The organism is Streptomyces sp. NBC_00690 (assembly GCF_036226685.1).
Lineage (GTDB): Bacteria > Actinomycetota > Actinomycetes > Streptomycetales > Streptomycetaceae > Streptomyces.
The window spans coordinates 1,191,999-1,203,972 of sequence record NZ_CP109009.1; the positions used below are offsets into that span (position 1 = coordinate 1,191,999).

The window sequence follows — 11,974 nt, forward strand, 5'->3', positions numbered from 1 at the left end:
ACCCACCACTCAGGCCCCGAGCTCCGGTACGCCCGTGGGCGCTGGTGTATCGACCGGGGCGCCCTGGTCGATACACCAGCGCCCACAACGCCGCCAGGGAGCCCCTGGGGCCGGCCGGTGGGGCAGCCATCGAGCGCGCCCCTGCGGTCCCGACGTCTCACGCATCACCCGAACTGACCGTCCGTAGTGGAGTGGTCACTCAGAATCGGCAATCACACAGAAGCTCTCGCCCGCCGGGAACGCCCATGCCTCGACAGACGTCGCCCCACAGCGGACATCCGAACCCACCCTGCGTACCGAGCCCCTCACTCCCTGCTCCGCCAACAAGGATCAGCCACCCAGAGGGCAGTTTCTGGTTGTTTTCACCTTGTATGTACCTTGGTAGCGTCAAGGGACTTGCCCCACCGACCGGGCCTTGCCCGGTCGGACCCGTGTCAGCCATCTGCTGGGAGCCTCATGCGCCGCCGAATACACCCCGCCGCTGCGACGGGTGGCGCCCTGGCCGTCGGTGTGGGCGCCCTCTATCTCTCCGGGTTGTTCCTCACCGCGGATGAGATACCCGAGGGGACCGCGGTGCGCGGGGTGAACATCGGGGGCATGAGCCAGTCGCAGGCCCGGGAGGTCCTGGACCGCGAACTGGGAGATGGCGCGACGACCCCGCTGGCCGTGAAGATCGGCACCCGGACGGACTCCCTCGATCCGCGCACAGCAGGATTCCGCTTCGACGCCGGGGAGACCGTCGACAAAGCGGTCCGTCCCGGAAACGACCCGATCAGCGTGATCGGCAGCCTCTTCTCCTCCGACGGCAGCACGATCGAGCCGGTGGTCCACCTCGACGAGGACAAGGCACGGGCCGCCCTCGGGGAACTGGCGCGGGAACACGATCGCAAGGCCCGCGACGGCGCGATCACCTTCGCCGCAGGAGAGCCCCGCCAGACCCGACCGCTCGACGGACAGCGGCTGAACCTCGACGCCTCCGTCGACGCACTGCGCCCCTCTTTCCTCGCCGCGCAGCCCCGCCCGGTCGACCTTCCCGTGCACAAAACGGCACCGCGCATCGGCGCGGCCGAGACGAATCGCGCCCTGCGCGAGTTCGCAGAACCTGCGATGTCCGCACCCATCACCCTCACCGCGGGCGGCGAACGGATCACCATCTCCCCGAAGGTCCTCGGCAAGCACCTGGACATGAGCCCCGACAGCAAGGGCCGTCTACTGCCGAAGCTCGATGGCAAGGGCCTCTACAAGGACCCCGCTGTGGCCTCCGAGATATCCGATGCCACCAACGAGGCCACCGACGCCAAGATCCGGTTGAACGGCGAGCAGGTCGAGATAGTGGCCGACGGCAAGCCCGGCCAGGAGGTCACCGCCGCCTCGCTCAAGAACACGGTGATGCCCCTGCTCACCAAGTCGGGCACCGCCCGCACAGGCGAAGTGGTCACCAAGAAGAGCCAGCCCAAGCTCACCCGGGAGAGCATCGCGGCGATGGGCGTCACCGAGAAGCTCTCCTCGTTCACGGCCACGTTCGAGAAGGCCGAGTACCGCACCAAGAACATCGGCCGGGCCGCGGAGCTCATCAACGGGTCGCTGGTCAAACCGCAGGAAACCTGGAGCTTCAACCGGACGGTCGGGGAACGCACCAAGGAGAACGGCTTCGTCGACGGGATCATCATCCTCAACGACAAGTACACCAAGGCTGCCGGAGGCGGTGTCTCGACCGTGGCCACCGCGGTCTTCAACGCCATCTTCTTTTCCGGCGTGAAGCCCGTCGAGTACGGCGCCCACTCCTTCTACATCGAGCGGTACCCGGAGGGGCGCGAGGCAACGGTGGCCTGGGGCAGCCTCGACCTGAAGTTCGCCAACGACTCCGGCAACTCCATCTACATCATGGCCGAGTCCACCGACACCTCGGTGACCGTCACCTTCCTCGGCACCAAGAAGTACGACTCGGTGGAAGCGAGCAAGGGGCCCCGGAAGAACGTGCAGGAGCCCGGCACTCGTCCCGGAGCCAAGAAGGACTGCCAGCCGCAGACGCCGCTGGAGGGCTTCGATGTCACGGTCGAGCGCATCTTCCGCAACAACGGCGAAGAAGTGAAGCGGGAGCCCTTCCACACCCGCTACACCCCTCGCGACAAGGTCACCTGCGAGACCTGAGCAGCAGCCCCGACTCCCTCGTCCTTACGTCCGTGACCCGATAGGCCCTTGCCTGCCGGGTCACGGACGTTCTCGCCCCAGCCGTCGATCGGCGGTCCGTCCGTTGCCGGATCTCAGCCGCGTACATCCCATCGGACCGCCGACACATGGAAGGCGTCAGCCCTCCGGGGTTTTCAGTTGATGAAGGCGCTCATGCGTCCCAGGGCCGCAAGGGCGAGCAGGCTCGGCGGGACGCACCACCACATCGTCACCAGCTGTGCGCGGGCCAGGGCGCTCGTCAACCAATCCGTCCCGAGGGCGAGATGGAACGCGATGATCAGCGGAATGCCGACCGAGGGACCCTCGGCCGACGCGGTGAAGGCCGGATACATCAGATACACCGTCAAGAGGTTGGCGAGGACGAGCAGCACTGCGCTGCCCACCGTCGCGGGCGACCCACACCGCCAACGGCCGTCCGCGTCCGTACCCGCCCCTTCTCGCCCGTCCACCCGTCGCCTCCCCGAACCGTCTTCCGCCGTGGACCCCACCCGTGGTGCCGCTCGATCGAGCTGAGCACGGCCCGACCGTCCCCACCGGCCGGGCCACCCCGACACCAGCACAGACGCATCCCACGCAGGAACCGCTCCGCCCCCGGGGGTGCCTCATCGGCGCGTGGCCGCGGAGCCGGTGTTCCGTCCAGGGTCCGTCGGCGGGCCCGTCACCGCATGAGTACGCAAGGACGTTCGACCTGAGTACGTCGCCCGATGTCCAGCAGGCGGGGCCGCTGTCGAATGGGGACCATGGTTCCCAACGCCCCGCGACACCCCCGCGTCGAACACGTCACCACGGCCGGCACCGCCCTGGCCTCGGCACTCTTGCCGCTGCTGGTCGGCGTTCTGTTGGCGAAGGTGGTCGCGGGTGACCCCATGACCTCGGTGAACGCGTTGGTGACCAGCGGCAGTCAGCGGGTGCGCCACTCCCCCGCTGCATGGCGGGGTTGCGGCAGAAGAGCGCTGCGACGGTGCAAGTCTCCGCTGCACACACCGGGCAACCGCTGACGATCCGGCGCTTCCTCGTCCGAGTACCGGAGGGCTACCGCACGACGGAACCACCGTGGTTGCCCCTTCGGTGGGCCGACCACGGATTCTCGCCTGTCCGTCACTGAGCCGGTGGCCTCATCGCAGACGGTCGCGAACCTCCGCACGGTCGATGTGCAGCGCCGCCACCAACTCCGCAGCGGGATCGGGGGGTTCGCAGGACAGGATCGCCAGCAGCAGATGTTCCGCCTCGATACGACGGCTACCGGCCTTCCTCGCCTCGATGACCGTGCGTTTGACGACCGTACGCGCACCAGAGGTGAACGGAGTGCGCTTGCGCGAGGCCGGGATCGCAACCCTTTCGACGTCTCGGGCGTCGATGCCGACCACGGCGAGCGCGGCCAGGTCCAGGGCTCCCAGGGTCGCACGAGCGGTTGCCAGGTCGACCCCGACCGCTCGGGCCGCGCCTTCGGCGGGCAGGACCCCGAGGAAGAGGTGCTCGGTGCCGAGTCGGCGATCGCCGCGCATCCGAGCTTCCTCATGCGCGGCGCTGACGGCGGCCCGGGCCTCCTGAGAGAACTGTTCGAACATCGGCTCACCTTCCGTACTTGGAGTGAACGGACTGGCGGGACACGCCCAGGGCGTCCCCGATCTGTTCCCAGGACCATCCCTGCTGTCTTGCGCGCGTCACTGCCGCGGCCTCGACCTGCTCGGCCAGGCGGTGCAGCGCGCCCACGGCACGCAGTCCGACTGCGGGGTCGTGTGATCCCAGGGTGTGTGCGAGCTCCTCTTGTTCCACAGCCGTCAGTCTGGATTGACAGCCCTACCTTGTCAATCCAGACTGACAGATCTCTCGATACGGGGCGTCCACGCGGTTCGAGACGCGCGTACCCTTATGGGGTCGGACCGTGGAGCGCCTTACTCTCCGACCTTCAACTTGCCCTGGACAGTGCCCGGTTGGCCATCCAGTTAGTCAGCGGACGATCGTCGAGCGCGGACACCCAGTGGTCCACCATCGCGAGGCTCTCACGGTCAGGGAGGGGGCCGACCCCCAGGACTCTCAACCCGGCACGTACGGCCGATCTGATCCCGCACAGGGAGTCCTCCACCGCCAGCGAGTCGGAGGGCTCGGCCTGGCAAGCCGCGACGGCGTTGAGGTAGACATCGGGGAACGGCTTGGGTCGCAGACGCTCCTCGGGTACGACCACGTGTGAGAAGTGGCGCAGCAGACCGGCCGCCTCCAAGCCGTCCTGCACCACATCGCGGGGGCAGTTGCTGGCAACAGCGAGCGGTGCGAACTCGGCTGCGCGGGCAACCAGTTCCGCGGCCCCCGGAGTGGTGGCGGGAGCCTCGGCGACCAGCGCCCGAAAGGTGTCGAGGAGCTGCTCCGTCACCTCCTCGGTGAGGTCGGGGCGGTGGATCTCGGCAGCCATGAGCTGGCCGCATTCGACGTAGTGGACACCCTTGGTCAGCTCGGCGAACTCATCGCTGACAACGATGTCAAACTGTTGGAGGACTTGATCCCGCGCCAGTTGCCAGTGGCGCTCACTGTCCATGAGCGTGCCGTCGCAGTCGAACACGATGGCCGCGGGTGTCCACGGAAAGATTTCCGACATGCATTTTCCTCTTCCTTGCGGGGGCAGGCACGACAATTCCAGAAGTGAAACGTCGCCCGGGGGTCTGCAAGCAGACAGAAGAATGCTTGAGTCGCAGGATGCGTAACGCATGACCCTGGCGCCGAGATGCTCCGCTTGGGTAGGCATCTGACTCAATGAGAGCGGCGCGGGTGGTGAGTACAGCTAACTTCCAGTCAAGTTAATTGCATTGGCGGGCAGCGTCAATATCGCCAGGGTTAACCGTATTAGATGCTCTATGTGCGGCTGGGCAGAATCTCAGCGACACCAACCGCATCGAGGCGTGCGGGAACGAGTCCCTTGAGCTGCCCCCGACCACGGGAGAACACGTCGCCACTCCACCGGGCGACCGTGCAGGGAATGACTGCCACCCACGTTGACTCCGCCATCGGGGAGTGGCGATTCAGGAGAACCACGAGCCGGATATTGTGCTGCCATGGCGTCGGGTATATCGAGACACGTTCCCCAAGGCGACGAGTTGCTGCTCCTCATGCGCTGCACGGGCTACCGCTTCAATCGCAACGGCATCGCGACCGGATCTGCTCTGCCCCCGAGCGAGGACGATCGGGCACAGGCGCATCAATTCGGCTGGACCATCGCAGCGAAGGAGGAGTGGACGGCCGGTGCAATCGTTGATCGCGCGGTTCGGGCAGCACAGGTGCTGCATCCCGACGCAGTGCTCTCGGCCTTCGTCGCCGGTATCGGTGGAAGTTCACCGCGCGGCAGACAGATCCTGATCTCGTACGCGTGGGCTCGCCATCTCGCCGGGGCACCGATCGAGAAGGGCACCGTCCCCGACTGCGGACTCGACGAGATCGAGCAGATCGATGTCACCGAGACACTGGTGCGCATCGCCTGCGGATGGTCCTGGAACGAAGTCCCGGTGCACTTCCTCCCCGATCTGGAGGCCGCAGCGACCCATGGGCTGCCTGAGGCGACCGACAGGGACGTCGACGTGTTGCGCGCGCTGCTCGCGCTCGTGGCGGAACAGCCGCAGGGCACGACGCCGGGGCAGTTGGAGAAGGCCGTCGCCAGGGCCGGTCTGCTGGTGCGCACGGACAAGTACCGGCGCTACGGCGTGCTGATCGGGTTGGCAGAACTCGGGGTGCTGACCAACCCGCTGCTCCCGCCCTCCTTCGACCGGTTCGTGTCGCGAGCCGAGGTGCATGACGCCCATCGCCGGCTGCGCGGTGCTCCGCGCTCGGACATCACTCTTCCGCTCGCCGCCTGGCGTGGCGGTCTCGATCTCGCGCGTGCGGCCTGGTTGACCGATGCCTGCCGCTGACCGCCACGGCACCCGGGCTGCCGATGACCGACGGACCGCATCGGTCACGCACGGGCCATGCCTGTCTCCCAACGGTCCGGAACCCGAAGGCTGACATCACCGCGGAGCGTCCGGGTCCGCCGCCCCCTGTCTCTCATAAGTAGGCGGAGGGCCGGGCGAGCGGGCGCCGCTCGCCCGGCCGGGATCAGACTCCCCAGCGCAGGGCGATGGTGTCCCCGATGTTGACCGCCTTGCCCCGGGTGGCAGAGGCGAAGGCGGAGCCATCGACGCTGACCTTCCAGGTGTTGGATCCGCTGTTGGACTTGCCGTTGATCTCGGTGATGGTGCCGGAGCCCGACGCCGGTGTCACGGAGGTCACGCAACCGGCCGGCGTGGCGGCCGAGGCCGCCGCGTTCAGCACGTCTGAGAGCGTGCTCGTACCTGCGGTGGGGGTGAAGGCGACCGAACAGACCTTGAGACCGCCTGCGCCGTCGTCCACGCTGAGGGCGAGTTCGGTGGCGGTGCCGGGGGTGAAGGCGCTCTCGGCGACCCACTTCGGCGCGCCGGGAGTGACGGGGGTGGGCGGAGCGGTGGTGAAGCCGCCGCCCGCGACGGCCCGGAGTGCGTCGATGGAGGCGTAGGCGGAGGGCGCGGTGTCGCTGGGCTTGTACTTGAAACCGCCGGCCGGGTTGTACTGCTGGGCGATGAGGAAGTCGATGGGGGTCTTGCCCATGGAGGTGAGGAAGTCGCCCGTCTGGGCGTTGATGCCACAGGCGTTGAGTCCGGCGACCGCCCATCCGTTGGAGTTGGTGTTGATCCCGTACATCGCGTTGAACGCGCCGGTCGCGGGGACCAGTTTGTTCTTGAGGAAGGTTCTGGCCTGGACGATGTCGGTGTCCGTGTTCGGGACTCCGGACGCACACAGGGCCGCCATCGAGGCGCCGGTCATATCGACATCACTGGCGGCGCTGAGACGGGTGGGGTTGCCCTCGGCCTTCTGGTAGTCCCAACCGCCGTCGTTGTGTTGGTTGGCCCGGATGCGGGTGGTCACCTTGTCCAGGAGTGCTTGGGGCACGCGCTGAGTACCCGTCTGGGTCTTTGCACCGGCGAGCGCGAGCGCGGCGAAGACGGTGCCGTTGTAGTTGGCCGAGGGTCCGAAGTAGCCGGCTTCGGCGGTTTGCCAGTAGCCGTAGACATCGGCGATCAGATTGCGGGAGGCGGACACCCGGGCGGGGTCGATGCCCGCCGCGTAGGCGTTCAGCGTGCCCCGCTCGTAGTCGGTGACGACGGGTGAGGCCGCGGGCCAACCAGCGGTCGCCAGCAGGTTCCGATAGACGGTTCGGGCGTTCTTCGTCACATCGCCACCGGGTGTCACGTCCACGACCGCCGTACCGGCCGCGGCGAAGGCGCTGAACGCCCACTCGTTGGAGAGCCCGGAGCCCGCGTACGAACCGTCCGCCGCCTGGAGGGACTTGAGGTAGGCGACGCCGTTGGTCTTGGAGGTGGCGATCTGGGCCGGTGTGGAGGTCGCTGCCGCAAGCGGCACGGTCAGGGCGATGAGCCCGATGGCTACGGGCACCGCCAAGGCGAGGCGGCGGGAGGTCGAGGGACGGTGCATGGCCTGCTCCTGTGGTGACAGGGACGCCGACGCCGGGCGCGCAGGGCCGCGGGAAAACTGGTGCGGCCGGGGCGAGTTCGGGCCGTCGTCCAATCGCGTGGTACGGCTTCGAGCGCTGCTGCACCGCATGGGCATTCGGGCTCGGAACGGTCCTTGCCGTCCCACACCGCTGCGCGTCAGCTCCGGATTCACACCGGATTCCCCCATGTGGCAGCCCTGGACGCTACCCGAGCGGTGGCGAGTGCACCAGATCGGCCACGACGGTGGCCGGGAATCACCCGGTGGCGATTCAGGTCACCTTGACGCTGTCTTTATCTGCATGTTCCAATCCGCCTGATACGCACTGCACTTCAGGGAAAGCCGGTCGAAATCCGGCACTGACCCGCAACCGTAGGCCCGGCCGGAGCCGGGCGAGTCGGAATGCCTGGAGCAACAGTTTTTCAGCGAGAAGCGCCGTCGCGGACTACGGCGTGGTCGACAGGCGCTTCCCACCTGCGATGACTTCGGGGAGCGGCCCCTCAACCACGGCCGTCGCACGGCTGATGTGAGGAGCCGTGGTGGGCAGAGTCGGACGGAGAAGGCGGACAGCGCTGGTGGCGCTGCTGTCGGCGGTGTTTCTTCTCGGCGGCACCGGTGTCGCCTTCGTCAACGCCCCCGCGGTCGCGGCAGACCCAATGGCGCAGTGCACCGCGAGTGCCGGTGCCGTGGTCGCCGTGGACTTCGGGCCCTTCGGCGGGGCGGTGGAACGGGGCTGCGATGCCACTCCCACCACCGGCTACGAACTGCTGCACGAGGCCGGTTTCAGTACGGCCGGAACCGGCCACGATGGTCCGGCGTTCATCTGTCGCATCGGCCATGGATCGTTCAACTCCGGTACGCAGTACCCGACTCCGGACGTGGAGGACTGCGTCCTCACGCCACAAGCGACCGCGTACTGGTCCTACTGGGTCGCCGCAGCGGGTGACGACGACTGGTCGTACAGCCAGTACGGCGCGATGGACCGCAGGCCCCGGCCGGGGGACGTGGACGCCTGGGTCTTCGGCGGCACCGACATCGGTGGCAGCACGGGACGACCGACGTTCACCCCTGACGAAGTGAGAGCAGGAGGCGGCACTCCCGGGCCCGATCCCGAAGTACCCAACGTGCCACCGGCCGAGGTGAAGATAGCCAAGGCCGCCGCATGGGTGCGGGGGAAGCTGACGGACGGCGAGCGAGTGGTGGATGACGGCTCCGAAACGCCCAACCACTTCCTCACCACCGAGGCCGCCTTCGCCCTCGCCGCTGCGGACGGCAAGAGTGCAACCCTGGACAGGACGATCGCCTTCCTGGGCTCGGCCACCGATGCCTACGCCTATGCGGCGGGTCGGAACGAGCCGCCGGACGCAACGGCAGCTGCTCGCCTTGCCCTCGTCGCAGCGGTGGCGGAGGCGGACCCCCATGACTTCGGCGGACACGATCTGCTCGCCGATCTGGTGGACAACGTCTGTGTGAGCGGCCCGGAGTCCGGTACCCACACACCTGGCTGCACCGCCAAGGGCGACTTCCGCAACGCGGCGTACACCGATGGACAGGCACTCGGGGTGCTGGCGCTCTTGCGCGGCGGCGTCCGGCCCCCGGTGGACACGGTGACCAGGCTGGCTCGGCTCCAATGTCGGAACGGCAGTGTCAGCAGCGTCCTGATCGGCCCCGGTGAGAACTGTGACGGCGACCCCGCCACCACGGGTCTCGCCGTCCTCGCCCTCCACAAGGCGGGCGATCAGCGCACGGCAGTGACCAAGGCCCGCGACTACCTGCGCAGGGCTCAGTTCTCCAACGGCGCCTTCCCCGGCTACACGGGCGCCACCACGGGCAGTGTGATCGCCACGGCGTACGCGTCCCAGGCGCTGCGTGCCCTCGGCGACCGGGTGCGTGCGGACGCCGCGGTCTCCTGGCTGTCCCGGCAGCAACTCCCAGACGGGGGCTTCGGTTTCGAGGAGGGCGCCACCGACTCGGTGGTGTACGCGACCGCGATCGCCACCCTCGCGGGCAAGGACACGAGCCTCGCGGACCTCACCACGAAGAAGCCCGAACCCACCACACCACCCACGCCCACTCCTACAGCACCGGTGCCCACTCCCCCGGGCTCCGGAAGCGGGGACGGCCCGAACCTGAAGAGAGGCGTCGCCTATCTCACCAGCGCGACGAACCTCCGGCAGGGCCGGTACTACGGCATCGGCGGCGGATCGACCCGAGCGGACTTCGGCCTCACCATCGACGGGGCCTACGCACTCGCCGCGACCGGCCTGAACAACGGCAAGCTGCGGGGGATCGTGGACTTCCTCGACCTCGGCGGCAAGGACGGCGAAGGCCGCACCGTGCACGACTGGACCAGGATCGGCACCAAGTACGCCGGGGGCGGATCCATCGGCAAGACCGCCGTGCTCGCCCAGGCAGTCGGGCGCGATCCGCGAGACTTCGGCGGCCAGGACCTGATCGCGGGTCTCGCGAAAGCCGTGTGCCCGGCGCCGAGCACCGCCCCGGACCGCGGCTGCGCCGCCAAGGGCGCCTACACCTACGCCCCGTCCGTGTTCGCCCACTCCTTGGCGGTCATCGCACAGATCCGGGCCGGAGAGAAGGAAGCCGCGGCCGAGCCGGTGACCTATCTCAAGGGCCTTCAGCACCCGTCCGGCGCCTTTCCCAGTCTGGTCCCCGCGACCGGTGACTCCGATGTCGATTCCACGGCCATCGCCGCCATGGCCCTGGCGCTCGTCAGCGACGCCCCGGCGGACGCGAGCGTCGGCAAGGCACTCGCCTGGATCGCAACGAGGCAACTCGGTGACGGAGGCTTCCCCGGCGCCGCGGGGAACTCGGTGAACTCGGCGGCACTGGCCGTCCAGGGGCTGTCGCTGGACTCGTCGAAGTACGGTCGGCAGATCGCCAAGGCCCGGAAGTTCCTGGCGGCCCAACAGAACGCCGATGGCGGGTTCGATGTCGCGAAGGATGGCCAGCGCGGCTCCGACCTACGGGCCTCGACCCAAGCGGTCGGAGGCACCACCGGCATCTCCTTCGGCGTGCTCATCCGTGATCTGACCGGTACGAGCCCGCAGCCCAGCGGGCCGCCCGCGCCGTCTCCCGGCCCCTCCGTACCGCAGATCGTCACACCTGGCGACATCGGCGGGACCGGCAGCGGCGGTGGCGGTGGCTCCGTCACGGGTGGTTCGGCCGGCCCGGGTGGAGATCTGGCCGCCACCGGCTTCCCGGCCTCCGTGCTTGGGACCGCAGCCGCCGCACTCGCCGTCGCCGGGCTCTCACTGTTCATCGTGTTCCGCAGCCGCCGCGGCACTTGGCCGGGGAGGCGGTCATGACAGGACGCATGGCCCGTGCGACGCGTGCGGTGACCGCGCTGGCGACGGCATTCATCGTCCTCGGTGCGACACCGGGATCCGCGTCAGCCGCACCCCAGCCGATGGGAGCGTGCACCACATCCTCCGGTGTGGTCCTCGCCGTGGACTTCAGCAAGTGGGGCGGCCCGATCTACCGTTCGTGCGGCAGCACACCCACGACCGGGTACGAACTGCTCAACCAGGGTGGCTGGCGCACGACCGGCACCGGCCACGACGGTCCGGCGTTCATCTGTCGTATCGGGTACAGCGGGCACCAGGGCGGCAAGCAGTTCCCCACTCCCGACCAGGACGACTGCGTCCTGACCCCGCCCGCATCCGCCTACTGGTCGTACTGGCACGCGGGCCCCGGCGAGAACACCTGGGAGTACAGCCAACTCGGCGCCATGCTGTACAAGCCGAAGCCCGGCAGCGTCGATCTATGGATCTTCGGCGGCACCGACATCGAAGGCACCCGGGGGCGCCCGACCGTCACCCCCGACCAACTGCGCGCACACAACACCAGGCCGACCGGGAGCGGCAAGCCTGGCGGGTCACAACCCACCCGGAAAGCGAGTCCACTGCCACCGGGCACCGACACCGGGCCCGCCCCTGCCCGGACGCGCCCCGCACCCGCGCCGACCAGGAAGACGCTCCCGCCGACTCTCCCCCCGTCCCCGGTGCCCTCCGCTCCCGCGAGCGCCGTCCCGAGCCTGACTTCGAGCGCTCCGTCGCCTTCGTCGCCCGAGCCGTCCGAACCGTCCGGGGCGCTCTCGGTCTCGGACAGTGCGCGAGTCGTCGACGCCGCCCCCGCCGCGGACGCCGAGCACGACTCGGGCTCCTTCGTCCCCGTGGTGGCCGGCGGCGCATTGGTGCTCCTCATCGGTGGTGCGGCCGTGGTGGCGGCCAAGCGCCGCCGCGCCGAATAGGAC

Annotated in this window: 10 protein-coding genes and 1 riboswitch; of the genes, 5 read left to right on the top strand and 5 right to left on the bottom strand. The window is 68.6% G+C overall.

Annotated features, from left to right (window positions below):
• The first annotated feature begins 456 nt into the window (after positions 1-456).
• Positions 457-2,151, top strand: coding sequence for a VanW family protein (locus OID54_RS05230; protein WP_329014628.1), 1,695 nt, complete (start codon positions 457-459; stop codon positions 2,149-2,151).
• 173 nt (positions 2,152-2,324) lie between these two features.
• On the opposite strand, the gene OID54_RS05235 is transcribed toward OID54_RS05230, so the two are convergent.
• On the bottom strand, positions 2,325-2,639 hold the full coding sequence (locus OID54_RS05235; RefSeq protein ID WP_329014630.1) for a hypothetical protein: 315 nt from the start codon (positions 2,637-2,639) through the stop codon (positions 2,325-2,327).
• A gap of 291 nt (positions 2,640-2,930) precedes the next feature.
• Here OID54_RS05235 and OID54_RS05240 point away from each other — a divergent pair, with 291 nt between their 5' ends.
• The gene (locus OID54_RS05240) at positions 2,931-3,188 is read left to right on the top strand and encodes a hypothetical protein (RefSeq protein ID WP_329014632.1); all 258 of its coding nucleotides are present in this window, start codon (positions 2,931-2,933) and stop codon (positions 3,186-3,188) included.
• 117 nt (positions 3,189-3,305) lie between these two features.
• Here the strand turns inward: OID54_RS05240 and OID54_RS05245 are convergent, their stop codons facing one another.
• The 3 genes from OID54_RS05245 to OID54_RS05255 form a co-directional block, all read right to left on the bottom strand.
• Complete coding sequence (locus OID54_RS05245) at positions 3,306-3,758, bottom strand: Clp protease N-terminal domain-containing protein (protein WP_329014634.1); 453 nt, start codon at positions 3,756-3,758, stop codon at positions 3,306-3,308.
• 4 nt (positions 3,759-3,762) lie between these two features.
• Positions 3,763-3,966 (bottom strand): helix-turn-helix domain-containing protein, encoded by a 204-nt coding sequence (locus OID54_RS05250; protein ID WP_329014637.1) that lies wholly within the window; start codon positions 3,964-3,966, stop codon positions 3,763-3,765.
• A 133-nt stretch (positions 3,967-4,099) separates the two neighbouring features.
• Positions 4,100-4,783 carry an HAD family hydrolase gene (locus tag OID54_RS05255; RefSeq protein WP_329014640.1) on the bottom strand — a complete coding sequence of 228 codons (684 nt, stop codon included), beginning with the start codon at positions 4,781-4,783 and terminating at the stop codon, positions 4,100-4,102.
• 454 nt (positions 4,784-5,237) lie between these two features.
• Here OID54_RS05255 and OID54_RS05260 point away from each other — a divergent pair, with 454 nt between their 5' ends.
• Positions 5,238-6,086 carry a hypothetical protein gene (locus tag OID54_RS05260; protein WP_329014643.1) on the top strand — a complete coding sequence of 283 codons (849 nt, stop codon included), beginning with the start codon at positions 5,238-5,240 and terminating at the stop codon, positions 6,084-6,086.
• A gap of 184 nt (positions 6,087-6,270) precedes the next feature.
• On the opposite strand, the gene OID54_RS05265 is transcribed toward OID54_RS05260, so the two are convergent.
• Entirely contained in the window at positions 6,271-7,683 is a 1,413-nt protein-coding gene (locus OID54_RS05265; protein ID WP_329014646.1) for a hypothetical protein, read from the bottom strand.
• Between the two features lie 114 nt (positions 7,684-7,797).
• Positions 7,798-7,928, bottom strand: a riboswitch (cobalamin riboswitch).
• Positions 7,929-8,240: 312 nt separating this feature from the next.
• Here OID54_RS05265 and OID54_RS05270 point away from each other — a divergent pair.
• Together OID54_RS05270 and OID54_RS05275 are read left to right on the top strand one after the other, a co-directional pair.
• Positions 8,241-11,027, top strand: a complete 2,787-nt coding sequence (locus tag OID54_RS05270; RefSeq protein WP_443055524.1) for a prenyltransferase/squalene oxidase repeat-containing protein — start codon at positions 8,241-8,243, stop codon at positions 11,025-11,027.
• The gene (locus OID54_RS05275; RefSeq protein WP_329014648.1) at positions 11,024-11,971 is read left to right on the top strand and encodes a hypothetical protein; all 948 of its coding nucleotides are present in this window, start codon (positions 11,024-11,026) and stop codon (positions 11,969-11,971) included. The genes OID54_RS05270 and OID54_RS05275 overlap by 4 nt, the downstream gene beginning before the upstream one ends.
• Positions 11,972-11,974 lie beyond the last annotated feature (3 nt).

Coding starts and splice junctions, on each gene's coding strand:
- OID54_RS05275 (WP_329014648.1), top strand. CDS start 11,024: ATGACAGGACGCATGGCCCGTGCGACGCGTGCGGTGACCGCGCTGGCG.
- OID54_RS05255 (WP_329014640.1), bottom strand. CDS start 4,783: ATGTCGGAAATCTTTCCGTGGACACCCGCGGCCATCGTGTTCGACTGC.
- OID54_RS05265 (WP_329014646.1), bottom strand. CDS start 7,683: ATGCACCGTCCCTCGACCTCCCGCCGCCTCGCCTTGGCGGTGCCCGTA.
- OID54_RS05230 (WP_329014628.1), top strand. CDS start 457: ATGCGCCGCCGAATACACCCCGCCGCTGCGACGGGTGGCGCCCTGGCC.
- OID54_RS05240 (WP_329014632.1), top strand. CDS start 2,931: ATGGTTCCCAACGCCCCGCGACACCCCCGCGTCGAACACGTCACCACG.
- OID54_RS05245 (WP_329014634.1), bottom strand. CDS start 3,758: ATGTTCGAACAGTTCTCTCAGGAGGCCCGGGCCGCCGTCAGCGCCGCG.
- OID54_RS05260 (WP_329014643.1), top strand. CDS start 5,238: ATGGCGTCGGGTATATCGAGACACGTTCCCCAAGGCGACGAGTTGCTG.